Genomic DNA, 24263 nt, shown 5'->3' with positions numbered 1-24263 from the left:
CACCGGGCCCCGCTCACCGCCGACGGCTCCGTCAGTTCACCGCGTCATGGCTCAGCTCGACGTCGCAGTCGGTCTGCCCGGCGGCACCCAGCCGCAGCGGCGTGGCGACCGGCGGGTACCCGCTGGCGATCAGCGTGTAGTCGCCGCTGTCGAGGTCGGTGAAGACGTACTCGCCGTCCTGGCCGCTGGTGGCGGTGCCGACCACGTTGCCCGCCGGGTCGAGCAGGGTCACCCGGGCGTCGTCCACCGGGGTGCCCTGGGCGGTGCGGACGGTGCCGCGGACCTGGGCGCCGAGGGTCAGCCGGATCTCGTACCAGTTGCGGGTGCCGGCGGTGACCTCCACCTGGAGGGCGGAGGGGCGGTGCTGCTCGGCGCTGACGGCGAGGGTGTAGCTGCCCGGGGTCAGTTCCCCGAAGGCGAAGCCGCCGTCCTGCCCGGCCACGCCGGAGGCCACGACCTCGCCGCGCACATCGGTCGCCACGACCAGCGCACCGGGCACCGGCTCGTCGCCCTTCTCCTCGCGGACCTCGCCGGTGAGCCCGGCGGCGCCGCTGAGGACCAGGTCGTACGCGAGCGGTCCGTCGCCGACCACGACGGTCACGGCCTGCGGCTGCCGGGCACCGGCGGAGGCGATCAGCACGTAGGTGCCGGGGCCCGTGGTGGGCAGCGCATAGCCGCCGTCGTCCCCGGTCTGTGTGCGTCCGAGCTGCCGGCCGCCGACGCTGATCAGGGTGACCGCGGCGCCCGCCACCGGCTGCCCGGTGCCGTCGCGGACCGCACCGCGGACGGCCGGGCCGGTGGCGTCGGCCGCGGCGGTCGCCGGGGTGTGCGCCGGTACCGGTACGGCGTCGCCGTCCGGGGTCCCGGCGGGTGCGGCCGGTTCGGCCGAGTCGGCCGAGTCGGCCGGTGCCTCGGCGGGTTCCGCGGCGGGCGGGGCCTCGCCGTTGGCCTCGGCCTCCGCCTCCGCCTGGGCCCGGGCCTGCAGTCCGGACATCTGCCGCAGCGGCACCTCCTTGATGAACCACATCAGCAGGAAGGCCAGCGCCACCACGACCGCGCCCATGAGGAAGACGGTGTGCATCGAGTCGGCGAAGCCGCGCTTGAACGGCTCGGCGAGGCGCGGGTCGAGGTGCTGGATGAACGACGAATCGCTGAGCACGCCCGAGGAGTTGCCGTTGCCGGGGTGCTTGAGCATGTCCAGCACCGGCTTGTTGGCCGGGTCGTGCAGGACGGCGGGGTCGTGCAGGGCGGCCTGGAAGCGGTGCGTGCCCGCCGCGTCCCGGAATGCCGAGGAGATCTTGTCACCGACGGTGCTGAACAGCACCGACAGGAAGATCGCGGTGCCGGCGGTGGCGCCCATCTGCCGGAAGAAGGTGGACGACGCGGTCGCCACACCCATGTCCTTGGGCGGGACGGCGTTCTGCACCGCCAGCACCAGGGTCTGCATGCAGCCGCCCAGGCCGAGGCCGAAGACGAGCATGTAGGCCATGGTCTCCCACAGCGGGGTGTCCCACTGGACCCGGAAGTGGAAGAGCAGCATCGCCGCGATCATCAGCGCGGTGCCGATGATCGGGAAGATCTTGTAGCGGCCGGTCTTGGCGGTGATCTGGCCGGACGCGATGGACGCGATGAACATGCCCGCCATCAGCGGCAGCATCTCCAGGCCCGACCTGGTGGGGCTGGCGCCCTTCACGATCTGGAGGTACTGCGGGATCATCAGCATCCCGCCGAACATGCCCATGCCGATCAGCACGGACAGCAGACTGGTCTTGCTGAAGGTGCCGTTGCGGAACAGCCGCATCGGGATCAGCGCGTCGTCGCCGATCCACCGCTCCACGAAGATCCAGGCGATGATGCCGACCACGCCGATGACGTAACAGGCGATCGACCGGGACGAGTCCCAGCCCCACTCCCGGCCCTGCTCGGCGACGAGCAGCAGCGGGACCACGCCGACGGAGATGGTGAGCGCGCCCCACCAGTCGATGCGGTGGTCGCGCCGGGTGTGCGGGATGTTGAGGACCTTGGCGACGACGAACAGCGCGATGATGCCGACCGGCACGTTGACCAGGAAGACCCAGCGCCAGCCGGTGATGCCGAGCAGCTGGTCCTGACCGGCCAGCGCGCCGCCGATCAGCGGTCCGGCGACGCTGGAGGTGGCGAAGGTGCCGAGCATGTAGCCCTGGTAACGGGCGCGTTCGCGGGGCGGGACGATGTCACCGATGATCGCCAGCGCCAGCGACATCAGACCGCCGGCGCCGAGCCCCTGCACCGCGCGGAACGCGGCGAGTTCGGTCATCGAGGTGGAGAAGGTGCACAGCACCGAGCCGACGACGAAGATGCTGATCGCGGTGAGGTAGTAGGGCTTGCGGCCGTGCAGGTCGGACAGCTTGCCGTACAGCGGGGTGGCGATCGTCGAGGTGATCAGGTAGGCGGTGGTCGCCCAGGCCTGCTGGCTGAGGCCGTGCAGATCGTCGGCGATGGTCCGGATGGACGTGCTGACGATGGTCTGGTCGAGCGCGGCGAGGAACATGCCGAGCATCAGGCCGCTGAGGATGGTGAGGATCTGACGGTGGGTCAGCATTCCGGACCCGGGTATCGCCTTGGCTCCCGCCTCGGGCGGGGAGGTGGTGCTCATGTACGTATCTCTCCCTGCTCCACGGCGGCACCCTGGTCTCCCCCGGGACCCAGCCGTGTGTGTTGTCGTGTCGCCATGTCCTCGTTGAGCCGGCTCAGCAGGCGGATCAGGTCGGCCCGGTCCCGGGGCGACCACGGTGCGAGGAGCTCGGCCAGTTCGGCGTCGCGCTGGCGCCGGTAGTGCTCGAACGCGGCCCGTCCGGCGTCGGTCGCGGTCAGCAGCGACCCGCGGCGGTCCTCCGGATCGGGACGGCGGGCGACCAGGCCGCGCTCGACCAGTGAGCGCACCTGGCGGCTGACCGTCGACAGGTCCAGGAACGCGTCGGCGGCCAGGTCGGTCGCCCGCTGGTCCCCGCCGACCACCAGCCGGGCCAGCAGCACCCGGTCCGCGGCGCCGCCGTCGGTCTTGGCCCGCTGCTTCCAGGCCGCGAGCAGCCGGGAGAAGCGGACGATCTCCGTTCCCAGCCCGGCCGCCGCCTCTTCCAGCGCCGACTCGACGGTGATCCGCGGGGCCGCCCGGTCGCATCCCGGGACGAGACCCTTACTCATCGTGTTGTTCCTTCGGGGTGATGCTTCGATCCGGCTCGATCGATCCGGTCAATAGATTGCTTGTACCCAGCAAGCTTAGCGGCTGGGGAAGGGGTGCCGCGCGCCGGGGGCGGAGGCGTTCCGGTGCGGTCGGCCCCGCGGTATGCCTCACGGGGCCGGGGCGGCGCACTCCTCGGAGTTCTTGACCACGGTCAGCGTGATCCTGCGGTCGTCCATCGGGGTGCCCGGCGCCGGGTCCTGGCCGCAGACCTTCCACGAGGCCGGCCAGAGCACGAGGCGGCCGGCTCCGCGGCCGTCCCGGAACTGGATGCCGGTGTGGTAGTTGAGCTCCCCGTAGGCGGCGACCAGGTTCTTGCCCGTCACGTCGGGCATCAGGCGGCCGTCGGCGCGGGCCGGGGCGGCCGGGCCGAGCAGGGAGGCGGCGAGGGCAGCGACGGCGGTGGCGGTGGCGAGGACGGTTCTGACGGTGCCGGTGTGGTTCATTTCCGGTGAACGATCAGTGCGCGGGCCGGTCACTCACCGCCGAAGGGATGTCCTGGCCGGTGACCACGTCCCTGGTCAGGGCGACGCGGGAGAGGTACAGGGCGCCCCACAGGACCAGGGCGAGGCCGGCGCATTCGGGGATCAGCCACCAGCCGGTGCGGATCCGTTCGTCGAAGAGGGTGACACCCAGCGACAGGCTCACCAGCGCATCGCCGAGGGTGAGCACCGGCTGGGAGGCGGTCAGCGGCCCGGACTGCATGGCGTTCTCGAAGAGGAAGAGGGCCAGCACGCCGACGGCCGCGAAGCCGTAGGTCTGCCAGGAGGCGAAGAACGCGGCCGGACCGCCGGTCTGCCAGGCGTGCGTGGCGTCCTTCATCAGGGCCGCGGTCAGGGCGTAGGACACGGCCGCGGCGGCGGCGAAGCCGGCCGCCCGTACGCCGCCGGCACCGCGGCGCAGCGCGGCCCCGACCGCCGTCCCGATCACCGCGGTGCAGACCGCCAGGGCGAGCACCCAGCGGTCGAGCGGGGCGTGGTCGGTGCCGATGGTGGGGGCGGCGGCGGCCAGCGCGGAGCCGAGGCCGACGACGATCAGTGCCACGCCGGTCCAGCCGTCGCGGGAGATCCGCCCGCCGAGCAGCAGCCGGCCGATGAGCAGGGCCAGCGGGAGTTCGAGCACGAAGATCGGCTGGACCACGGACAGTGCGCCCTGGGAGAGCGCCAGCGCCTGGAAGCAGGCCGCCGCGATGACGGCGAGCATGCCGCCGAGCCAGGCGGCCCGGTGCAGCAGGTCGACGAGGAGGCCCAGGCGCAGGCCAGGGGCGAGCGGGACGGTGCGGGCCGCACGCCGCTGCAGCACCGTGGCCAGCGCGTTGCTGGCCGCGGCGAGCAGGGCGAAGAGCACGGCCGGCCATGTGGCCATGCGGCAACCTCCCGGACACGGCGGCGGAGCGTCGGAGCTCCGACGCTAACCGCAGGCGGCGCGGTCGGCCTGCCGACACCGGGGCCGAATGCTCCGGCCGGCGGCACCCCGCGGGGCACACCCGGGCGGTGGCGGATCTCCTCCTGGCCCCCACGAAGTCGCAGGTCAGGGCCGGTGTGAGGCGGTCCGTGGGTGGCGCGGTACTGCCGCAACACCACGGGCCGGACGGCATCGCTGTGGTCCCCGCACACCGGCCGAACGCCCGGCAACGTCGCCGCGCCGCTCCCCCACGGCCCGAGTCCCGTTCCCTGTTCCCCGGACCCTGCTCCCCTTCCTCTTCGCCTTCCTCCTCGCCTGCCCGCTCCCCGGAGACCGCCATGCCGCTGACGTCCCAACGGGCCGACGTGACCAGCATGGGGCGCTCAACACCTGCGTCACCAAGCCCGGTTCGGCCCTGCGGTCGCTGTCGGACCTGCGCGGCAAGAACGTCTCCGGCAGCGTCGGCTCGGCCTCCGACGGGACCCTGGTACGGGCCCCGCAGCGGGCCGGCATCGACCCGGAGCAGGGCGTCCACACGCTCAACCCGCAGCCGGCGGTGGGCGTCTCGGCGCTGCAGTCCGGCAGCGCGGACGTGCTCTCGCAGTTCGTCGCCTGGCCGGGACTGCTCACGTCGGCACGCCCGCCGGACGGCGCAGGGTGACACCCTTTCGGGCCGTCCGGGTGGCCGGCGGCACGGCCCGGCTGAAGGCTCGGGGGGACACCTCTGAGGCGCAGGACAGTACAAGGAGTTCCGATGGCCCCCGCGTACCGCTACGACGACCTGAGCGCCCTGTTCATCAACTGCACGCTCAAGCGCTCGCCGGAGATCAGCAACACCGAGGGCCTGGTCGAGAGGAGCCGGGCCGTCATGGCGGGGAACGGGGTCATGACGGAGGTGATCCGGGCCGTCGACGAGGACATCGCCACCGGGGTCTGGCCGGACATGACGGAGCACGGCTGGGCGTCCGACGCCTGGCCGGAGCTGTACCGCAAGGTGCTGGCCGCGGACATCCTGGTGCTGTGCGGGCCGATCTGGCTCGGTGACAACAGCTCGGTGATGAAGCAGGTCATCGAGCGGCTCTACGCCTGTTCCAGCGTGCTCAACGACCGTGGCCAGTACGCCTATTACGGCCGGGCGGGCGGCTGTCTGATCACCGGCAACGAGGACGGCGTCAAGCACTGTGCCATGAACGTCCTCTACAGCCTGCAGCACCTGGGCTACACCGTGCCGCCGCAGGCCGACGCCGGCTGGATCGGTGAGGCCGGGCCCGGCCCGTCGTACCTCGACCCGGGCTCGGGCGGCCCGGAGAACGACTTCACCAACCGCAACACGACCTTCATGAGCTGGAACCTGATGCACCTCGCGGCGATGCTCAAGCGGGCCGGCGGCATCCCGGCGCACGGCAACCAGCGCACCGAGTGGGACGCCGGCTGCCGCCCGGACCAGGCGAATCCGGAGCACCGCTGAGCCCCCGCGCCGGGTCGGCGGTGGCCGATCCGCACGCGTCCGCGCCCGCCCTCCGGCCGCCGGCCGTGCGCTGGCCCCGCTACGCGCGCCTCGCCCCGGCCGTCCTGGTGGCCGGCGGTCTCCTCTGGGACGCACTGTCGCCGCAGGACTACTGGGGTGATCCGATGCTGACGGCGGCCAGTGTGACGGCGGGGGCGCTGCTCACGCTGCGGGACACCGTCGCGGTCGGGCTGGCCCTGGTGCTCGGGGTGTTCGCGCTGACGGTGAAGGACGGCACCGCCGGTGACGTCGTGGGCTATCTGGAGCTGGTCAACACGCTGTTCGCCGCGCTGATGGGCGTCGGGGTGAACCGGGTGATCGCCCGGCACGGCCGCCATCTGGACGTGGTGCGGATGGTGGCGGAGGCCGCGCAGCTGGCCGTGCTGCCGGCCCCGCCGGAGCGGATCGGGCCGCTGGCCGTCGCGGCCCGCTACCAGGCCGCCCAGAGCCAGGCGCGGATCGGCGGGGACGCCTATGCCGTGCAGCGGACCCCGTACGGGGTGCGGCTGCTGATCGCGGACGTACGGGGCAAGGGGCTGGGCGCGGTGAGTGCGGTGTCGGTGCTGCTGGGCGCGTTCCGGGAGGCTGCGGAGCAGGAGCCGGACCTGACCGGGCTGGCCGAGCGGCTGGAGCGGGCGTTGCTGCGGGCGGGCGAGCAACTCGCGGAGGAGAGCCGCCTGGAGGACTTCATCACCGCGCTGCTGTGTGAAGTCCCCGCGGACGGCGGCGAGTTGAGGTTGTTGAGCTGCGGCCATCCGGCGCCGTACCTGTGCCGGGACGGTGTGGTGCGAGCGCTGGAGACCGGTGAGCCGGGGCTGCCGCTGGGCATGGGCGGGCTGGGGGTGGCCCGGCCGCGACCGGTCGGCGTGCCGTTCCCGGTGGACAGCACCGTGCTGCTGGTCACCGACGGGGTGACCGAGGCCCGGGACCGCGGCGGGCGGTTCTACGACCCGGTGGCGCAGCTGGCGGGCCGCGGCCCGTTCGGCGGTCCGCAGGAGCTGATCGACGTCCTGGTGCGGGAGGTCGAGCGCTGGACCGGCGGGCCGCGCGACGACGACATGGCGGTGCTCGCGGTCACCCGGAAGGCGGCGGCCGGCTGACCGCGCATTGCGCGGATCGGGCGTCCTACCTGCGCCGACGGCGTGTGCTACCGGGAATCCGGGGCGAGGGATGAGAAGATCGATCAGAGCATCAGCATCCGCCCCGAGCGGTCCTCCGCTCCCGCGCAGATCGGAGTTGATGTGTCCGAGAACAGATCAGCCCTGCTGAGTCAGCGCGCCGCCGTCATCTTCCTGCTCGGCGCCCTCATCGCCCTCGGTGCCGGCGTGCTCACCTGTGTGAACGGCGGAACCCTGGCGTCCGCCGCCCTGGTCGGCGGTGCGGCGTTCGGCGCCGGCGTCACGTTCTTCCATACGGTCATCGATTGAGCCCCGGCCACGGCGTGGACCCGGGCGGCAGTGGCGGGCACGCCGCCCCGGGCGTCACGGGGTGAGCGGGCGGTCACAGCCTGCGCAGTCCCGTACACCGGAATCCGTGCCCCCGCATGCGGTGCGCGGCCGGACGGCAGGTGCGAAACTGAAAGACACCGCGCCCGGCCGCCGGCCGGTGCCCTTGCCGCCGAGGGGAACATCATGACCTGGGCATCTTGGACCACTGTCGGGATCCACGCGCTCCCCGGCGCGGTGCGCGCGGAGGAGATCGGCGTGATGAACGGCGACCTGACCATTCACACGACCTGGTCGGAGAACGAGGCGCACGTAGCTGTGCAGTACACCGGATCCTCGGAGTGGTACACGATGACCGGCAGCCCCGTGCCCTGTGCGTCCGAAGAGGCGAGCCGCAGCTTCCACCAGGCCGTGGTGGAGGCGGTCCGCGGCGGCGAGCGGGCCGAGGCCACCCTCGACGAGCTGTTCCACCGCCAGGAGCAGTAGGAGGCGCCGGCGCCCTCGTCACCGACACCGGGCGCCCGGATCGTCGGTGAGTGCCGGAATCGTCCGCTGAAGTCCGGGGCCACACTCCGGCATTGCGAGTCCACGACCTGACGGGTCGTGGACTTTTTGCTGCGCCGGACGGGCAACCGATTCCGGTCACATCCAGTCTCTCCTGACACAGGCACCGTTGGTCACCTTGCCATCACCCAAAGGTGATCAATTGTCAAATTTTCACCACGAATCTCGCATACCGAGCATATGGCTTTACATGCTCATGCCAGACCTACCAGGGTTTGCGCGGGGCCGACCGGCCCCCGCGGTGCCCAACGGCACCGCGTGTACGGGCGGTTGGCAAGGCCACCGCCCCCGCAGCGCTAAGGACCCACATCTGTGCGTAGACCCCACATACGCAGCCACCGCCTGGCCATCGCGGTCGCGGTGGCGACGGCCGCGACCCTGACGGCCGGAGTGGCGGGCGCCGCCACCGCGCACAACGCGGCCGCTCCGGCCGCCGCCCCCTCCGCAGCCCCCTCCTCCGACAAGATCGTCGAGGCCGCCCGCACCGCCGCGTTCGCGCACGCCTCGGCCACCGGAGTCGGCAAGAAGGACACCCTCAAGGCCGTCGACACGATGGTCGACCCGGACGGCCGGCAGCACGTCCGCTTCGTCCGCACCCACCGCGGTCTGCCCGTCCTCGGCGGCGACCTCGTCGTCCACCTCAGCGCCCACTCGGCGTACGAGGGCGTGACCCGGGCCTACCGGCACCAGGTCGACCTCTCCGACACCGACCCGAAGCTGTCGGCCGGTCAGGCCGAGGCGAAGGCCGCCAAGGCGGCCGAGGGCCAGGCAGGTACGGCCGAACTGGTCGTGGACGCCCGGGACGACCGGCTCACCCTGGCCTACCAGGTCGAGGTGGCGGACAGCCGCGCCGACGAGGCCGGCGGCGTCCGTACGGTCGTCCTCGACGCGGCCACCGGTGCGGTGCTGAGCAACACCCCCGCCAACGACTCGTTCCTGTCGCCGGCCCTCCAGGCGAAGCTGCGCAAGCGGGGCGAGCGGCTCAACCCGGCGACCCGGCAGTTCGCCCCCGCCGCGCCGGACACCGGTCAGGCGGCCACCACCGCCGGCTACCCGGCCGCGGCCAAGGGCACCGGGGCCTCCTTCTTCGTCGGCAGCGTGCCGCTGTCCACGACGCGGACCGCCAAGAAGTCCTTCGTCCTCAAGGACAGCACCCGCGGCAACACCGAGACCCGGGACGCCGGTGACAAGGAGCTGGAGAAGTTCTCCGGCGGCAAGGCGTTCACCTCCACCACCAACCGCTGGGGCAACGGCACCACCAGCGACCGCACCACCGCCGCCGTGGACGCCCAGTACGGCATCACCAGCACCCTGGACTTCTACAAGAAGACGTTCGGCCGCAAGGGCATCAAGAACGACGGCCGCGGCGCGCACGCCCTGGTGCACTTCGGCAAGAACGTGGGCAACGCCTTCTGGTCGTCGGAGTGCGGCTGCATGCTCTACGGCGACGGGGACGGCAAGACGTTCGCCAAGCCGCTGGTCGTCCTGGACGTCACCGGCCACGAGCTGTCCCACGGCGTGGTCGACGCCACCGCCAACCTCCAGCCCACCCGCGTGGACGAGGAGGGCAACCAGTTCGGCGAACCGGGCTCGCTCAACGAGTCGCTGGCGGACATCTTCGGCAGCGCGGTGGAGTTCGCCACCAACAACCCGAAGAACCCGCCGAACTACCTGATGGGCGAGAAGCTGGGCCTGGAGCAGAAGTTCCTGCGCCGCCTGGACAAGCCGTCGCTGGACAAGCTGGAAGGCACCGTCGACTACTGGTCGAAGGAGTCCTACGACACCGAGGTGCACGCCGGCTCCGGCGTCTCCTCGCACGCCTTCTACCTGCTCGCCGAGGGCAGCGGGAAGAAGACGATCGGCGGCGTCGCCTACGACTCCCCCACCTACGACGGCTCGAAGGTGACCGGCATCGGCCGCACCAAGGCGCTCGCCGTCTTCTACCGGGCGCTCACCCGGTACATGGTCTCCACGACCGACTTCCATGACGCCCGGTCCGCGACGCTGCACGCGGCGAAGGACATGTACGGCGCCACCAGCACCGAGTACAAGACGGTGAAGAAGGCCTGGGCCGCGGTGAACGTGACGGCGGCCAACGCCCCGTCCGCCAAGCACTGAGCCACCGGCGTTCGTCCAGCGGTGCCCCCGCCACCCGGCGGGGGCACCGTGCCGTCCGGCCCCCTGCTCCTCGACGCCACGGCCGGCCGGAGCCTACGTTGAGGCCATGATCAGCGATCGCAAGGCAACCGGCCGGCGTCCCGGCTATGCCGTGGCGGCGGGCGTGTTCGCCATCGGCATGGCCGGAACCACCCTCCCCACCCCGCTGTACGGGCTCTACCGCCAGGAGCTCGGCTTCTCCGAACTCATGGTGACCGTGGTCTTCGCCGTGTACGCGCTCGGCGTGATCACCGTGCTGCTGCTCGCCGGCAACGTCTCCGACGACGTGGGCCGGCGCCCGGTGCTGTTCTGCGCCCTGGCGCTGTCCGCGGCCAGCGCGCTGTGCTTCATCTTCGAGGGCGGACTGCCCCTGCTGTTCCTGGGCCGGGTGCTCTCCGGGTTCGCCGCCGGGCTGTTCAGCGGCGCCGCCACCGCGGCCGTGCTGGAGCTGGCGAAGCCGGGCCAGGAGGCGCACGCCGGATTCGCCGCGACCGCCGCGAACATGGGCGGGCTCGGCTGCGGCCCGCTGCTGTCCGGACTGCTCGCCCAGTACGCGCCCTGGCCGCTGGTCCTGCCGTTCGCGGTGCACCTGGCGCTGCTGGCGGTGGCGGCCGTGGCCACCCGGCTGCTGCCGGAGACCGTCCGCGCTCCGCACCGGCCGCACCGTCTGCGCCCCCAACGGCTCCAACTGCCGCCCGAGGTACGGGGGGTGTTCACGCCCTCGGCCGTCGCCGCGTTCGCCGGCTTCGCGCTGCTGGGCCTCTTCACCGCCGTCGCACCGAGCTTCGTCGGCCAGACGCTGGGCGTGACGAACCTGGCCGTCGCCGGGGCGGTGGTGTTCTCGGTGTTCCTCGGCTCGACCGCCGGACAGTCGCTCGCCGGACGGATCGGAGTGCGCAAGGCACTGCCCGGCGGCTGCCTGGTGCTGGTGATCGGGCTGGCGCTGGTGGCCACCTCACTGGCCGTCACCTCGCTGCCGGTGCTGGTCCTCGGCGCCCTGTGCGGTGGCACCGGCCAGGGCCTGGCCTTCCGCGCCGGGCTGACCGCCGTGGGCCGGGCGGCGCCCGCCGAGCACCGCGGCGGCACCATATCGGCGTTCTTCCTCGTCGCGTACTTCGGCATCTCGCTGCCGGTGGTCGGGGTCGGCGCGCTCACCATGGAACTGGGGCTGCGCGGCGCGGGCCTCACCTTCGCCGGCTGCGTCATCGTGCTCGCGGTGGCCGTCGGCCTGTACGTACTGCGCCACCCGCCGGCCGTCGACGACTGACGCCCCCCGGAGCCCCGGCCGCGTCCGACGGGCACAATCGACAGGTATGAACACCAGGGTGTGGATGGACGGTTGGCAGATGGAGTGCTGCGGCGAGCCCTTCGCCATCGGATCGGAGGTGGACTGGGCGGTCGTCGCCCCGGACCGGGAGTGGCTGACCAAGGTGCTCGGAGCGCAGACCGCGGCCACGGTCGACGGCGTCGAGGAGCACCACGGCGGCGGCCCTGAGCACGCGGCGCCGGTCCGCGGCACCGTCACCGGCATCAGCGCCGTGCACTGCCGCTTCGCACCGCTGCCCGGCGGGGCCGACCACACCCGCTATCCGGTGCCGGGCAGCGGCACGCTCACCCCTCTGTCCTCGGCCCCCCGGTGGAACGCCGGCCGCGACGGCCTCTCCTTCGTGGGCTTCCTCGTCGAACTCGCCGCCCCGGCAGGATGAGGGGCGGCCCCGGGCGGTGTCAGGCGGGGTCCTGCTCCCCTTCCCCCCGCCCGAGCCGTAGCCGCAGGTGGCGCGGGCCGCGGGTGAAGACGCCCGCGTCGGCCGGCGGCGTGCCGTCCGCGAAGGCCATGTCGGGGAAGGCGTCGAGGAGTTGGTTGACGCCGGTCTCCACCTCGGCCCGGGCCAGCAGGGCCCCCACGCAGAAGTGCCGGCCGAGGCCGAACGCGACGTGCTGGGCGGCGGCGCTGAAGGCACCGGCCGGGCTGAGGCCGGGGCGGAAGAGGTCGAACTCGTCGGGCCGGTCGTAGTGGTCCGCGTCGCGGTTGGCGGCGCCGATCAGGCAGGTGACCGTGGCGCCGGCGGGGATCGTGCCGCCGCTGACGGTCACCTCCGCGGCGGGCTGCCGCATGATCATCTGGATCGGCGGGGTGTACCGCAGGGTTTCGGCGAACGCCGCGGATATCAGCGACCGGTCGGCACGCACCGCGGCGAACTGCTCGGGACGGGCGAGCAGGTTGCGGAAGAGCAGCGCGATCGCCTTGTCGGTGGTCTCCCCGCCCGCGGCCAGCAGCAGGCTGACGAACGCCGTGATGTCCTGGTCGTTCATCCGGACGCCGTCGACCTCGGCGGTGCAGAGCCGGGACAGCAGGTCGTCGCCGGGGGCGGCGCGGCGCTCCTGGATGATCGCCAGGAGGTAGCCGGCGAGCTCCTCGCCCGCGCGCCGTCCGGCGGCGGCGACCTCGGGCTCCTGGGCGAGGTTGGAGATGAAGGCCACCACCGCGGTGTACCAGCCGTGGAAGCGGTCGTGGTCGGCACGGTCCAGTCCGAGCATGTCGACGATCACGTTGATCGGGAAGCGGGTCGCGAACCGCGCCACCAGGTCGGCCTCCTCGGCGTCCCGGAAGGTGTCGATCAGCTCGCGGGCGTTGCGCTCGATGACCGGCAGGAACGTCTCCTGCAGTTCCCGGCCGCGGAAGGCGGGCGCCACCAGGGCGCGGCGCACCGCGTGCTCCCGGCCGTCCATCTGCGGCAGGGTCCGGCCGCCGTGGACCGGCTCGATCTGCCAGGCGTAGTTGTCGGTGGTGAACACCGCTTCCCGGAAGGCGCGTTGGACGTCTTCGTAGCGGGAGAGCAGATAGCTGGCGGTGCCCTCGTGGTACAGCAGTGGGTAGTGCTCACGCAGCACCCGGTACGCCGGGTACGGGTCCGCGGCGAACTCCGGGGACAGGATGTCTGGCGGCGGAGGAAGGGTGGTCACACCGCCGGAGGCTAGGGTCGGGGCCCGGGGCCGTCCAGGGTGCGTCCGTGGCGTGCGGGTGCGCCGGGGGCGCACCGTTGGCCGCCGGTCCACACGTGCCGGGCGTTCTCTTCACCCGGACGGCCGGCCGCCGTCACTCCCCTGCCTCGTACGGCACGCCTGCCCGCCCCGGGCCGGGGACGCTGGAGCCCGCACGACCGCTCCGGAACCGGAGCATGACCGTCCGAGACAGGGGTGAGACCCGCCATGTCCGCGTCCGACCCACCGCCTCCACGGCGCCGTCTCCGCCGCACCTTCGCCGTGGCAGCCACGCTCGTCGCCCTGTTGTACGCCGTCGCTGCCCCCGCCGCCGGCCAGCGGTCCGCCGCCGGGCCCCCCGGGAGGCCCGCCCACGCGGCCGCCGGCAGCAAACCGCTGGTACTCATGGGCCTGGGCACGGTCGCCGGCCTGGCGGTGCTCGGGACCGCGGGCCTGATCACGGCCGCCCGCAGGCGGTACCTCAACTGGCAGTCCACGAACGGCAGTTGATAGGCGACCTACGCCGCCGAACAGAGGTCGGTCACTCCTGGCGGCCCGCAGACGAACGGCCTCGCGGGATGCGCTCCCGTTGGGACGACCGGCCGGGAGCCCGCCGGCTTCTCCGCCAGGTGCCGGCCGACCGTGCGGCAGCACCCGGTGACCCGGTGCACCGCGGAGGTCAGCGGTCGCCGGCCCAACGGGCCGGCGGATCACCGAGGTTGACCAGTAGGCACGGGAAGGTCCGGTCCAGGGCGCGGCGCCGCCTCGGCGCCGGCGTCGAACGCCTCGAAAGGGTCCTCGGTGGCCGCGGGCGCCGAGGCTCAGGCTGAGTTTCACGGCCTGTCTTCGCCGGAACCGGCCGTCACGCCTCGTGGGGAGCCGCCGGGCCGGCGGGGTGCTCGGGGGCGCGCCAGGACGGGGAGCGGCCGAGCAGCACCAGGATGCGGTCCAGTTCGCCCGCGGGGTGATCGAGGGGGAGGCCGGGCCGGAAGGCGCTGCCGGGGGCGAGCCGGGAGTCGTCGTCCGGGACGGCGCGGGCTATCGGCAGGGCGGCGCGCAGGAGTGCGGGGTCGGGGTCGTAGCCGAGGTCCAGGGTGCGGGCGACGTCCCAGCCGTGGACCACGTAGTCGATGAGGTGGAAGCCGACGACCCGGCGCGCGGGAAAGGTCTGGGCGGCGGCGAATTCGGGGAGGTGGCACGCGCGGTCGGGGTCGTCGACGGCCGCGAAGGCGGTGAGGACCCGCTCGGCCGCCGCGTCGTACGCCGCGACGGGGTCCGGTCCGAGCGGGCGGACCGCCCAGTGCGCCGGGTCGCGGCCGTCCCCGCGTGCGGCCGCGGCGAACCCGTGGTGCTGGACGGTCATGTGGGCGAGCAGATCGGCCAGCGTCCATGCGGAGCACGGGGTCGGCCGGGTGAGGTCGTCGGGGCGGATCCGGCGGACGAGCGCCACGCTGTCCCGGACCGCTTGCGCGTGCAGCCGCCGGAGCCGGGCGAAGTCCGTGCGCCGGAGGTCGGTCGGATGGGCCTCCGGGGGCGTGCCGTCAGCGGCATCATCATTCGTACGCATGCGCTTACGATCTGCGCCCGCACATGAATTTGTCAACGGGTATTTTCGTGCCATGACCGAGAACCCGGCCGACCGCGGCACCCCCTCCGGAGACCGGGCGGCCCGCCCCGATCTGGCCGCGATGATGGTGCCGTTGGGCCGCGCCCTGATGGCCGCCGAACAGCCGGCCCTCGACGCCCACGGCCTGACCATGTGGGGCTACTCGGTCCTGCTGCACCTGGACGAGACGCCGATCCGCACCCAGGCGGCGCTCGCCGAGGCGATCCGCGCGGACAAGACCCGCATCATCGCCGTCCTCGACGACCTGGAGGCCCGGCAACTGATCCGCCGTCAGCCCGATCCGGGCGACCGCCGGGTACGACTGCTGTCACTCACCTCTGAGGGGCGGCGGGTGCGCGACGCCACCCGGTCAGCGATCCAGGAGAACGAGGAACGGCTGCTGGCCCGGCTGCCGGCCGCGGACCGCGCCGCCTTCCTCCGCGCGCTGCAGACCTTGTCGGCGATGCCCGAGCTGCGGCCGCCCCGCAAGCAGTCGTAGGGCCGCGCGAGCACACAGAAGCCGGTGCCGGCCCCGCGACAGATGGTCGCAGGGGCCGGCACCGGCCCGAGGGTGCTGGAATCACTTCCAGTCGCCGTCGCCGCCCCAGCCGTAGCCGCCGTGCTGGCAGCCCTCGCTGAAGTAGGGGCCGAAGTAGTCGCTGACGCCCGCGTTCAGCCAGCAGCCACCGTAGTTGCCGTGGCCGCGGTGGTGGTTGTAGTGGTGGTGGCGCTTGTGGTGGTGCTTGTAGCCGTGGTCCTTGCCGGAAGCCATGGCGGCGCTCGCACCGCCCATGACGATGCTGGTGGCCAGGGCGCTAGCGGCGATCGCGGCGCGAATGCGCATGTCTGCTCCTCAGGAGGATCAAAGAGGTATATCGACCTTTTCAGGGATCACCTTCACAGATCCTCCCAAAACCTGACTCACCGTTAATTGCGCGAGTCGGAGTAATCCGCCGCCGTATCGGCGTGTCGCTGCTGGTCGGGGCACCCGGGACGACGGAATTCCGGGCGCAGACCGAAGGCCACCAGGGCCACAGCCACGGCCACGGCAAGGGAGGCGGACGGCACGGCGAGGCCGGTGAGGCTGGAGCCGGTGGCGTCGGTGAGCCGGCCGACCAGATGCGGGCCCGGCGGACCCGCCGAGGTTCCCCAGGGCGTTGATCAGGCCCATGGCGACCGCCACCACCTCGCCGCCCGCCGGTGCGGTCCGGCCAGGCGGCGTCGGCGATCATCACGGCCAGGGCGACGCTGTCGAAGGCGGCGCCGCCATCAGGCCAGCACCTTGTCCTTGGCCTTCTGGAACTCCTCCTCGGTGATGTCCCCGTGGGCCTTGAGATCGGCGAGCTTCGCCAGCGCGTCGGCGTGCCCGCCGCTCTCGTCACCGGCCCCGACCGTCTCCCGCAGATACGCCTGCATCTCCCTCTGGTGCTGTTCCGCCCGTGCCACCTCGCGTTCGGTCATCCCGCGCCCGCGGGCGAGGACGTACACGAAGACGCCGAGGAAGGGCAGCAGGATCACCAGCACGAGCCAGCCCGTCCTGGCCCAGTTGTTGAGGTCCCGGCTGCGGAAGAGGTCACCGATGATCCGGAACAGCAGGATCAGCCACAGGACCCACAGAAAGACCAGGCACATCGTCCAGAACGCATTGAGCAGCGGGTAATCCATCACGGCCTCCTGTGTCGCGAGCCGCGGCCTGTCACTTGCCAGGATCCTCGCCCTCGCCGGTCCCCGCGAGCAGATCGTCCGCCCCGCCGAACGGATCGCCGGCGGCCAGCGCCTGTTCCGTCCAGATGACCTTGCCGCCGGCGGTGTAGCGGGTCCCCCACCGCTCGGCGAGCTGGGCGACCAGGAAGAGCCCGCGGCCGCCCTCGTCGGTGGTGGCGGCCTGGCGCAGATGCGGGGAGGTGCTGCTGCGGTCGGAGACCTCGCAGATCAGGGCGGTGTCGCGGATCAGGCGTACGCCGATGGGCCCGGAGGCGTAGCGGATGGAATTGGTGACCAGTTCGCTCAGGATCAGCTCGGTGGTGAACGCCTCGCCGGCCAGGCCCCATTCGATCAGCTTGCGCACCGCAGCGGCCCGGACCTGGGCCACCGCGGACGGGTCGGGCGGCACGTCCCAGTCGGCGATGTGCGCGGCGTCCAGCACCCGGGTGCGGGCGATGAGCAGCGCGATGTCGTCGCTCGGGTTCTCCGGCAGCAGCGCGCCGAGCGCGGCCTCGCAGGTCTCCTCCGGTGTCCGTCCGGGCCGTTCGGCGAGGGTACGGGCGAGCAGCGCCGTGCCCTCGTCGATGTCCCGGTCGCGGTCCTCGACGAGCCCGTCGGTGAACAGCACCAGCCGGCTGCCCTCGGGCAGCCGGCGCTGCCAGGTCTCGAACGGCAGGCCCCCGAGGCCCAGCGGCGGGCCGCCCGGCACCTCGGCGGTCTCGACGGTGCCGTCGGGCCGCAGCACCATCGGCTGGACGTGCCCGGCGCGGGCCATGGTGCAGGTCCCGGACGCCGGGTCGTAGATGGCGTACAGACAGGTGGCCCCGGTGATCGAGCCGCCGGCCTCCTCGGCGCCCTCGTCCTGGTCGATGCGGGTGACCAGTTCGTCGAGGTGCCACAGGATCTCGTCGGGCGGCAGGTCGAGGTTGGCGAAGTTGTGCACGGCGGTCCGCAGCCGGCCCATCGTGGCGGCGGCGTGCAGCCCGTGGCCGACGACGTCACCGACGACCAGCGCGACCCGGGCGCCGGGCAGCGGGATGATGTCGAACCAGTCGCCGCCGACGCCGCCGAGCCCGCCGCGGCCGGCCTGCGCGGGCAGATAGCGGTACGCGGCCTCGACGGCGTTCTGCTCGGGCAGCGCCCGCGGCAGCAGGCTCCGCTGGAGGGTGATCGCCATGGTGTGTTCGCGGGTGTAGCGGCGGGCGTTGTCGATGCTCACCGCGGCCCGCGCGACCAGCTCCTCGGCGAGCGAGAGCTCCTCGTCCTCGAAGGGCCCCGGTTCCTGGGAGCGCCAGAAGAGGACCACGCCGAGGATGGCGCCGCGGGCCCGCAGCGGGACGGCGATCATCGAGTGGATGCCGTGCGCGACGATCCTCCGGGCGCGCTGGGGATTCTGCAGGTGCCAGCCCCGGAACGCGGTCAGGTCCGGTTCCAGGACCGGTTCGCCGCGGTCGATGCCGGAGCCCACCGAGGTGGCCGGGTCGAAGCGGACGAGGTGGCCGACCGGGTAGAGCCCGCTGTCCGGCGGTGCGCCGCTGACGGCGGTGCGCCGCATCTCCACGCCGCTGCCGCCGCTGACGGTGGGCTCCTCACCGGTCAGGACGTTCTCGGCCAGGTCGACGGTGACGATGTCGGCGAACCGGGCGGCGGCGAACTCCGCCAGTTCCTCGCAGGTGCGCACGACGTCGAGGGTGGTGCCGATCTCCGCCCCGGCGTCGTAGAGCAGCTTGAGGCGGCCGCGGGCGGACTCCGCGCGGCCGGTGAGCGCCCGGAGCTCGGTGGTGTCGCGGAGCGTGGTGACGCTGCCGGGCGGGCCGCCGGCCTGTGCGGTGGAGCGCTGGTTGACGGCCAGCAGACGGTCGCCTACCGGGTGGACCTCGTCGGTGACGGAGCGGCCGGAGGACAGCAGGCGGGCGGTGTCCGGGTCGAGCCCCAGGTCGGCGACCGGGCGGCCCTCGACGTCCGCGGCCAGGCCGAGCAGCCGGCGGGCCTCGTCGTTGGCGAGCAGCAGCCGCCCGTCGGCCCCGACGATGATCACGCCTTCGCGTACGGCGTGCAGCACCGCGTCGTGGTGCTCGTACATCCGGGTCATCTCGGCGGGGCCGAGGCCGTGCGTCTGGCGCCGCAGCCGTCGGCTGACCAGGGCGGTGCTGCCGGTGGTGAGGAGCAGCACGGCGGCCGCGGCGCCGAACAGCAGCGGGAACTGCTGGTCGACGACGCCGCTCACCTTCCTGATGGTGATGCCGGCCGAGACCAGCCCGACGACCTTGCCGTCGCGGCCGAAGACGGGCGCCACGGCCTGGACGAGCGGCCCGATGGTGCCGGTGATCCGCTCGGTGACGATCCCGCCGGCCAGTGCCGGCTGCAGCGTGCCGACGAACTTCTTGCCGATCCGGTTGGGGATCGGGTGGGTGTAGCGGATGCCGTCGGTGTTCATCACGACGAGGAAGTCGACGCCGGAGAGTTTGCGGGCGGCCTCGGCCCGCGGCTGGAGCACGGCGGTCGGGTCCGGGCTCTTGAGTGCGGTCTCCAGCCCGGGTCCGCTCGCGAAGGTCCGGGCGACCGCGACCGATCTGTTGCGGGCCTCGCGTTCCGAGTCGGTCCGGGACTGCAGCACGAGGGCGGCCATGGCGGCGGCGACCAGCAGGACCACGATCGCCACCTGCAGGAGAAAGACCTGGCCTGCGACAGTTCGCATCCTGAGAACCGAACGCGGGCGGCCGAAGCGTCCGGCCATGTCCTCTTTCTACACCTCCCGCATACGGTGGGCGAGCCGCGCGTTGCGGAGCGCAGCCGCCGCCGAGCCGGCCCCGTGTCGCGCGACAGGGCCCGATGGTCTGTCCGCAGATCGTCCCGTGATCCGGGGCCGGGCGCCAGAGGGCGGGGAGACCCCCGGGTAGGTTTTACGGCCGCACATATGCGAACGTCCTCGGCGAACGGGACATACAGCCACCCGGGTTAGGGAACGTCCATGTAACTCTCCCCACAGGTTTAATTCCCCATCCGTCCGGCATGTGCCGCTCAAGCGATCGACACCCCGGGGCAAGTTGCCTGGTCAGCACGGTGCACCGGGCCCCCGCGGCGGCCGCGGCGACGGGTTCGGGGACGGTCCCGGCGGCCTACGCGCCGGCGGGCCGGTATGAGACGTTCGTGGGCATGCATGTTCCCGAGGAGATCCGTGCCGGCGCGGCCGCCCTCATCGACCACCACGCGCTCGGCCGGTGGCAGCCGAACGACGCCGACCGGCGGGTCGCCGTCGCGCTGTTCCGCTGCCTGGAGACCGGGCTGCCGCTCACCGGCGAGCAGATCCGGTCCGCCCTGGCCCACCCGGAACCGGCGCACCCGGCCGACGAGCGGCTCGTACGGCTGCTGCACGGCACCGCCGCGCTGCTCGACGACGGCCCGGTGGCCGACGGCCCCGCCGGCCGGGACGCCGTCGACCACGTCTGCCTGTTGTTGGACGCGCTGGCGCTGTCCCGCCCCTCGGAGCCCTCGGGCCGGTAGCAGCCGGCAGCCGGGCCCCCAGGCGCGCGCACGAGCCCCTCGTACGCGCACCTGGGGGCCCGCCGTTCGTTCGGCCCCGCACGGGCGCTCACCCGACCGCTCGGGGCGCAGACGACGAGGCCCGCCCGGGAGCCGTGCTCCGGGCGGGCCTGTCGCGTGTCCGGCCGTCTGTGCCGTTACCCCGTCACGCCGTCAGCGGGGCGGCCGTCGGCTCCTCCACGGGGGCCTGCTCGTCCTCGGGGACCGAGATGACCCAGTGCGTTTCCTGGCGCGGGCGGAGGTAGACCGCCCAGTAGACCGCGGCGGCGGCGACGATCGCGCCGGTGATGAGCAGGCTCTTGGCGCTCTGCTGGTAGAGCACCCAGCCCAGCACCACGATCAGCAGCGCCGGGACCACCGGCCACAGCGGCATCCGCCAGGCCAGCCGGTGCTTGTGCTCGCCGCGGCGGGAGACCAGGGCGCCGAGGGCGACGAAGACGTACATCGCGGCGACGGCGACACCGGTGACCTCGCTCAGGGTGTCGAGGTTGACGAAGCACAGCACCGCTCCGGGGACGCCGACCACGAGGGTCGCCACCCAGGGGGAGCCGAAGCGCCGGCCGACGTGTGAGAAGGCGCGGTTGACGGCGGTCGGCCAGGCGGCGTCGCGGGCCGAGGAGAAGACCACCCGGGAGTTCTGGATCACCATCACGATGGTGGCGTTGATGATGGCCAGGGCGATGCAGAGGCTGACGAAGGTGCCGATGCCGGAGTTGCTCCAGCTCTGGACCATGCCGGCCACGTCACCGGCGCCGAGGGTCTTCAGATCGGGCGCGCCCAGGGTGATCGCGATCACCGGGATCAGCACCACGGCGGCGCCGATGGCGAGGGTCCACAGGACCGTGCGGGAGACGTTGCGGCGCGGGTTCTCCATCTCCTCCGCGAGGTACACGGCGGTGGAGAAGCCCTGGAGGATGAAGAGCGCGGTGGCCAGTCCCGTCACGATCAGGCCCGCGGTGACGGCGGTGCTGTGTCCGTGTCCGGCATCCAGCACGGGGTGGACGAGCACGGACGCGGAGCGGTGGGTGTGGGTGAAGCCGAGGAAGGCGACGACCGCGCAGGCCACGACCTCCAGGACCAGGAAGATGCCGGTGATCCAGGCGTTGGCACGCAGGTCGAGCAGGCCCATGGCGGTGGCCAGCAGCATCACGGCGGCGGCGGTGTACTGCGGATCGAGATGGACGATCGGGGCCAGGTAGTCGGCGGTGCCCAGCGCGATGATCGGGGGGACGATCATGACGACGATCAGGGAGAGGATGAAGACCAGCCAGCCGGCGAGGCGGCCCATGAGGGTGCCGACCATCGCGTATTCGCCGCCGGAGCTCGGGATCAGGGTGCCGAGCTCGGAGTAGGTGAAGGCCACGCCGATGCAGAGCAGGCCCGCGATGGCGATGGTCAGGGCGGTGCCGGTGCCCAGGCTGGCGAACGAGTCCGGCACGATCACGAAGAGCGACGAGGCCGGCGTCAGGCAGGAGAGCGTGAGCAGTGTGCCGCCGACCACGCCGATGGACCGGGTGAGCTTGGGGGCGGCGGCGGTTCCTTCCGCCACACTGCGGGCGTCCCGCTCGGAGGCTGCGGGGGCAACAGGCGTGTAGGGCATATCGGTTATCCGTGTCCCATCGGTGCGGGGGCCAGGAGGGGCGCCTTGTGGGGAGGAACGCCCTGAGCGGGAGCGCCCGGCTGACCACGGGCACCGCTTCGGTGACCGAATAAAACCCCCGCCGTCGATGTGCGTCAATACCTTGTTAAGAGTGTGAGACGACGAAATCCGTTGCTGATCGCACCTCTGAAGCGTGGATCCATTCACTAACTGCCGTATGGAAGCGGATTTCGCGTCACCTGGGAAAGGGTGCGGATTCTGCGCCCGCCCTCCGGAAACCGGCGCAGGATTTGCTCGATCCCCCCTCACTCCCGGCGGAGGGTGTGCCCGCGGTCACTCCCCGTCGGCACGGACCCGGGCGACGAGCAGGGCGACGTCGTCGTGGCCGTGCTCGTCCCGCAGCGCGCCCAGCAGCCGGTCGCACAGCCCCTCCAGGTCCTCCTCGGGCTCGGCGAGCACGGTGAGCAGGGTGTCCAGACGGACGTCGATGGCCTGGTCGCGGGTCTCGATCAGGCCGTCGGTGTAGAGCACCAGCAGGTCGCCGGGGTCCAGCGGGACCGTGGTCTGCTCGAACGGGACGCCGCCGACGCCGAGCGGGGCGCCGGTGGGCAGGTCGAGCAGCTCGGGCCGGCGGCCCGCCCGGAGGAGGGCGGGTGGCAGATGTCCGGCGACGGCGATCCGGCAGCAGTCGTGCTCGGGGTCGTAGACCGCGTACAGGCAGGTGGCGAAGGCCGGGTCGAGGCCGGCGGCGATGTGGTCGAGGTGGCGGAGCACCTCGGCGGGCTCCAGATCGAGATCGGCCAGTGCGCGGGCGGTGGTGCGCAGCTGGCCCATGGTGGCGGCGGCGTTGATGCCGCTGCCCATGACGTCACCGACCACCAGGGCGGTCTTGCCGCCGGCCACCGGGATGGCGTCGAACCAGTCACCGCCGACCTCGCTCGCCGCCTGTGCGGGCTGATAGCGGTAGGCGATCTCCATGGCCGTGGGCTGCGGCGGCCGGTGGTTCATCAGGTGGCGCTGCAGGGTGAGCGCGGTCCGGCGTTCGCTCTGGTAGGAGCGGGCGTTGTCGATGCAGACCGCCGCCCGGGCGGCGAGTTCGACGGCGAGCACCGCGTCGTCCTCGTCGAACGGCACCTGGTTGCGTACGCGGTAGAGCGAGAGCGCGCCGAGCACCTCGCCGCGGGCGATCAGCGGCACCGCCAGATAGGAGTGGAGTCCGGCCTCCCGCAGCAGGGCGGCGCCCTCGGCGTCGCGGGCGATGTGCGGCAGGTCGTCCTCGGCAACCTGGGCGACGAGCACCGGGCGGGCGTCGGTGACACAGCGGGTGATCAGCCGGTCGGTGTCGTAGGAGGCGATCTGACCGGTGGGGTCGGCGGCGCGGACGACCTGGGTGGCGTAGGCCGCGGAGACCGCGAGGGCGCGGAAGCGGGCCGGGCCGCCAGCGGCGAGCGCGGCCGGGCGCCGGCCGTCCAAGACCGCGTCGAGGACGTCGACCGCGGCCAGGTCGGCGAGTTCGGGGACGATGACGTCGGCGAGCTCGTGGGCGGTCTGGTCGACGTCGAGGGTGGTGCCGATGGCCGCCGAGGCGTCGGCGATCAGCGCCAGCCGCCGCCGGGCGCGGGCGGCCTCGGTCGCGGCGCGGTGCTGTTCGGTGACGTCCACGACGGAGGTGGCGAGTCCGAGGACCCGGCCGCCGGGGTCCTCCAGCCGGTAGTACGACACCGACCACGCCTGGTCGGTGTGCGGGTCGGCGGGCGTGCAGCCGACGGTGAACTGGTTCAGCAGCGGCCGCCCGGTCTCCAGGACCTCCCGCATCCGCTCCACTATGACCTCGGTGTCGAGGAACGACAGCGCCTCGCGGACGTGCCGGCCGATGTGCCGTTCGGCGGGCAGGTCGTTGATCCGCTCCAGCGCCGGGTTGACCATGACGAAGCGCAGTCGGGTGTCCAGGACGGCCAGGCCGATCGGCGACTGGGCCACCAGGCGTACCGACAGTGCCAGATCGCGCTCGACCCGGCGCAGCACGGACTGGTCGGTGGCGATGCCGAGGGCGTAGGTCTCGCCGCGCTCGTCCAGCAGGCGCATGTTGCGGAATTCGACCAGCCGGGTGCTGCCGTCCTTGTGCCGGACCGGGAAGACCCCGGCCCAGCTCTCGCCGCCCGCCATGACCTCGGAGAACAGCCGCATGACGAGGTCGAGGTGCTCCGGCGGGACCAGCAGCTTGGCGGCGGTCCGGCCGAGCGCCTCCTTGGCGGTCCAGCCGAAGAGTTCCTCCGCCTGGGGGCTCCACAGGGTGATCCGGCCGTCCGCGTCGAGCATCACCGCGGCCACGCCCAGTACGTCGAGCAGGCCGCCGGGCTGCCCCGGTGCGGCCCCGACGGGGACGGCATCCTCGGGGAACGCGTCGGTCGCACCCATCCAGGCACTCCTTCCGCCGGTCCCCTGGGACCGACAGCCGTGGCGCTCTCCGTACATCGGCCGATTCTCGCCGTGTTTCCGCTGCCCTCCATCATCTCTCGCCACGGGACGGC

At 72.7% G+C, this 24263-nt stretch carries 21 protein-coding genes and 1 pseudogene; 11 read left to right on the top strand and 11 right to left on the bottom strand.

Annotated elements, in window-relative coordinates; all coding sequences use genetic code 11:
* Positions 1 to 31: 31 nt before the first annotated feature.
* From AB0G35_RS29140 to AB0G35_RS29125, 4 genes are all read right to left on the bottom strand, one after another.
* On the bottom strand, positions 32 to 2635 hold the full coding sequence (locus AB0G35_RS29140; RefSeq protein ID WP_360955686.1) for an MFS transporter: 2604 nt from the start codon (positions 2633 to 2635) through the stop codon (positions 32 to 34).
* Positions 2632 to 3183 (bottom strand): MarR family transcriptional regulator, encoded by a 552-nt coding sequence (locus AB0G35_RS29135; RefSeq protein WP_360955684.1) that lies wholly within the window; start codon positions 3181 to 3183, stop codon positions 2632 to 2634. Before AB0G35_RS29135 ends, AB0G35_RS29140 begins: the two co-directional genes overlap by 4 nt.
* Before the next feature lie 147 nt (positions 3184 to 3330).
* Entirely contained in the window at positions 3331 to 3666 is a 336-nt protein-coding gene (locus tag AB0G35_RS29130; protein ID WP_360955682.1) for a PASTA domain-containing protein, read from the bottom strand.
* Positions 3667 to 3679: 13 nt separating this feature from the next.
* Positions 3680 to 4585 carry a DMT family transporter gene (locus AB0G35_RS29125; RefSeq protein ID WP_360955680.1) on the bottom strand — a complete coding sequence of 302 codons (906 nt, stop codon included), beginning with the start codon at positions 4583 to 4585 and terminating at the stop codon, positions 3680 to 3682.
* A gap of 415 nt (positions 4586 to 5000) precedes the next feature.
* Here AB0G35_RS29125 and AB0G35_RS29120 point away from each other — a divergent pair.
* The 8 genes and pseudogenes from AB0G35_RS29120 to AB0G35_RS29085 form a co-directional block, all read left to right on the top strand.
* Positions 5001 to 5252 (top strand): annotated as a pseudogene (locus AB0G35_RS29120) (ABC transporter substrate-binding protein); the annotation flags it as partial.
* 126 nt (positions 5253 to 5378) lie between these two features.
* Positions 5379 to 6092: a flavodoxin family protein gene (locus AB0G35_RS29115; protein WP_360955678.1), complete on the top strand. Its 714-nt coding sequence runs from the start codon at positions 5379 to 5381 to the stop codon at positions 6090 to 6092.
* Positions 6093 to 6112: 20 nt separating this feature from the next.
* On the top strand, positions 6113 to 7231 hold the full coding sequence (locus AB0G35_RS29110) for a PP2C family protein-serine/threonine phosphatase (protein WP_360955676.1): 1119 nt from the start codon (positions 6113 to 6115) through the stop codon (positions 7229 to 7231).
* A gap of 141 nt (positions 7232 to 7372) precedes the next feature.
* Positions 7373 to 7558: a hypothetical protein gene (locus AB0G35_RS29105; protein ID WP_360955674.1), complete on the top strand. Its 186-nt coding sequence runs from the start codon at positions 7373 to 7375 to the stop codon at positions 7556 to 7558.
* Positions 7559 to 7762: 204 nt separating this feature from the next.
* On the top strand, positions 7763 to 8062 hold the full coding sequence (locus tag AB0G35_RS29100) for a hypothetical protein (RefSeq protein ID WP_360955672.1): 300 nt from the start codon (positions 7763 to 7765) through the stop codon (positions 8060 to 8062).
* 390 nt (positions 8063 to 8452) lie between these two features.
* Positions 8453 to 10258: a M4 family metallopeptidase gene (locus tag AB0G35_RS29095; RefSeq protein ID WP_360955670.1), complete on the top strand. Its 1806-nt coding sequence runs from the start codon at positions 8453 to 8455 to the stop codon at positions 10256 to 10258.
* Between the two features lie 106 nt (positions 10259 to 10364).
* Complete coding sequence (locus tag AB0G35_RS29090; protein WP_360955668.1) at positions 10365 to 11564, top strand: MFS transporter; 1200 nt, start codon at positions 10365 to 10367, stop codon at positions 11562 to 11564.
* Positions 11565 to 11610: 46 nt separating this feature from the next.
* Positions 11611 to 12003, top strand: coding sequence for a DUF6578 domain-containing protein (locus AB0G35_RS29085; RefSeq protein ID WP_360955666.1), 393 nt, complete (start codon positions 11611 to 11613; stop codon positions 12001 to 12003).
* A gap of 19 nt (positions 12004 to 12022) precedes the next feature.
* Here AB0G35_RS29085 and AB0G35_RS29080 read toward each other — a convergent pair whose 3' ends face one another.
* Complete coding sequence (locus tag AB0G35_RS29080; protein WP_360955664.1) at positions 12023 to 13261, bottom strand: cytochrome P450; 1239 nt, start codon at positions 13259 to 13261, stop codon at positions 12023 to 12025.
* Between the two features lie 246 nt (positions 13262 to 13507).
* Here AB0G35_RS29080 and AB0G35_RS29075 point away from each other — a divergent pair, with 246 nt between their 5' ends.
* Positions 13508 to 13789, top strand: a complete 282-nt coding sequence (locus AB0G35_RS29075) for a hypothetical protein (RefSeq protein ID WP_360955662.1) — start codon at positions 13508 to 13510, stop codon at positions 13787 to 13789.
* A gap of 352 nt (positions 13790 to 14141) precedes the next feature.
* Here AB0G35_RS29075 and AB0G35_RS29070 read toward each other — a convergent pair whose 3' ends face one another.
* Positions 14142 to 14846 carry a TIGR03086 family metal-binding protein gene (locus tag AB0G35_RS29070; protein WP_360955660.1) on the bottom strand — a complete coding sequence of 235 codons (705 nt, stop codon included), beginning with the start codon at positions 14844 to 14846 and terminating at the stop codon, positions 14142 to 14144.
* 52 nt (positions 14847 to 14898) lie between these two features.
* Between AB0G35_RS29070 and AB0G35_RS29065 the strand changes: the two genes are divergently transcribed.
* Positions 14899 to 15384: a MarR family winged helix-turn-helix transcriptional regulator gene (locus AB0G35_RS29065; protein ID WP_360955658.1), complete on the top strand. Its 486-nt coding sequence runs from the start codon at positions 14899 to 14901 to the stop codon at positions 15382 to 15384.
* A gap of 81 nt (positions 15385 to 15465) precedes the next feature.
* On the opposite strand, the gene AB0G35_RS29060 is transcribed toward AB0G35_RS29065, so the two are convergent.
* The 3 genes from AB0G35_RS29060 to AB0G35_RS29050 all read right to left on the bottom strand — a co-directional run bounded on the left by AB0G35_RS29060 (position 15466) and on the right by AB0G35_RS29050 (position 19326).
* Entirely contained in the window at positions 15466 to 15729 is a 264-nt protein-coding gene (locus AB0G35_RS29060) for a hypothetical protein (protein ID WP_030411767.1), read from the bottom strand.
* A gap of 425 nt (positions 15730 to 16154) precedes the next feature.
* Positions 16155 to 16550, bottom strand: a complete 396-nt coding sequence (locus AB0G35_RS29055) for an SHOCT domain-containing protein (RefSeq protein WP_360955656.1) — start codon at positions 16548 to 16550, stop codon at positions 16155 to 16157.
* A 31-nt stretch (positions 16551 to 16581) separates the two neighbouring features.
* Positions 16582 to 19326, bottom strand: coding sequence for a SpoIIE family protein phosphatase (locus tag AB0G35_RS29050; RefSeq protein ID WP_360955654.1), 2745 nt, complete (start codon positions 19324 to 19326; stop codon positions 16582 to 16584).
* 419 nt (positions 19327 to 19745) lie between these two features.
* On the opposite strand from AB0G35_RS29050, the gene AB0G35_RS29045 reads away from it, so the two are divergent.
* On the top strand, positions 19746 to 20093 hold the full coding sequence (locus AB0G35_RS29045; protein ID WP_360955652.1) for a hypothetical protein: 348 nt from the start codon (positions 19746 to 19748) through the stop codon (positions 20091 to 20093).
* A gap of 184 nt (positions 20094 to 20277) precedes the next feature.
* On the opposite strand, the gene AB0G35_RS29040 is transcribed toward AB0G35_RS29045, so the two are convergent.
* Positions 20278 to 21732, bottom strand: coding sequence for an APC family permease (locus AB0G35_RS29040; protein ID WP_360955650.1), 1455 nt, complete (start codon positions 21730 to 21732; stop codon positions 20278 to 20280).
* A gap of 333 nt (positions 21733 to 22065) precedes the next feature.
* A complete protein-coding gene (locus AB0G35_RS29035; RefSeq protein ID WP_360955648.1) occupies positions 22066 to 24150 on the bottom strand; it encodes a SpoIIE family protein phosphatase in 2085 nt (694 codons plus the stop codon).
* Positions 24151 to 24263: the final 113 nt, after the last annotated feature.

Origin of the sequence: Streptomyces sp. NPDC021749 (genome assembly GCF_040640655.1) — a bacterium.
In the GTDB taxonomy this organism is placed as follows: Bacteria; Actinomycetota; Actinomycetes; order Streptomycetales; family Streptomycetaceae; genus Streptomyces.
This window is presented reverse-complemented; position numbering and strand designations above follow the sequence as displayed.

Bases quoted from the DNA above. Each gene is read 5' to 3' on its own strand.
- AB0G35_RS29130 (WP_360955682.1), bottom strand. From the start codon at position 3,666: ATGAACCACACCGGCACCGTCAGAACCGTCCTCGCCACCGCCACCGCC.
- AB0G35_RS29140 (WP_360955686.1), bottom strand. From the start codon at position 2,635: ATGAGCACCACCTCCCCGCCCGAGGCGGGAGCCAAGGCGATACCCGGG.
- AB0G35_RS29050 (WP_360955654.1), bottom strand. From the start codon at position 19,326: ATGGCCGGACGCTTCGGCCGCCCGCGTTCGGTTCTCAGGATGCGAACT.
- AB0G35_RS29045 (WP_360955652.1), top strand. From the start codon at position 19,746: ATGCATGTTCCCGAGGAGATCCGTGCCGGCGCGGCCGCCCTCATCGAC.
- AB0G35_RS29090 (WP_360955668.1), top strand. From the start codon at position 10,365: ATGATCAGCGATCGCAAGGCAACCGGCCGGCGTCCCGGCTATGCCGTG.
- AB0G35_RS29040 (WP_360955650.1), bottom strand. From the start codon at position 21,732: ATGCCCTACACGCCTGTTGCCCCCGCAGCCTCCGAGCGGGACGCCCGC.
- AB0G35_RS29125 (WP_360955680.1), bottom strand. From the start codon at position 4,585: ATGGCCACATGGCCGGCCGTGCTCTTCGCCCTGCTCGCCGCGGCCAGC.
- AB0G35_RS29115 (WP_360955678.1), top strand. From the start codon at position 5,379: ATGGCCCCCGCGTACCGCTACGACGACCTGAGCGCCCTGTTCATCAAC.
- AB0G35_RS29100 (WP_360955672.1), top strand. From the start codon at position 7,763: ATGACCTGGGCATCTTGGACCACTGTCGGGATCCACGCGCTCCCCGGC.
- AB0G35_RS29035 (WP_360955648.1), bottom strand. From the start codon at position 24,150: ATGGGTGCGACCGACGCGTTCCCCGAGGATGCCGTCCCCGTCGGGGCC.
- AB0G35_RS29060 (WP_030411767.1), bottom strand. From the start codon at position 15,729: ATGCGCATTCGCGCCGCGATCGCCGCTAGCGCCCTGGCCACCAGCATC.
- AB0G35_RS29135 (WP_360955684.1), bottom strand. From the start codon at position 3,183: ATGAGTAAGGGTCTCGTCCCGGGATGCGACCGGGCGGCCCCGCGGATC.
- AB0G35_RS29085 (WP_360955666.1), top strand. From the start codon at position 11,611: ATGAACACCAGGGTGTGGATGGACGGTTGGCAGATGGAGTGCTGCGGC.
- AB0G35_RS29055 (WP_360955656.1), bottom strand. From the start codon at position 16,550: ATGGATTACCCGCTGCTCAATGCGTTCTGGACGATGTGCCTGGTCTTT.
- AB0G35_RS29070 (WP_360955660.1), bottom strand. From the start codon at position 14,846: ATGCGTACGAATGATGATGCCGCTGACGGCACGCCCCCGGAGGCCCAT.
- AB0G35_RS29075 (WP_360955662.1), top strand. From the start codon at position 13,508: ATGTCCGCGTCCGACCCACCGCCTCCACGGCGCCGTCTCCGCCGCACC.
- AB0G35_RS29065 (WP_360955658.1), top strand. From the start codon at position 14,899: ATGACCGAGAACCCGGCCGACCGCGGCACCCCCTCCGGAGACCGGGCG.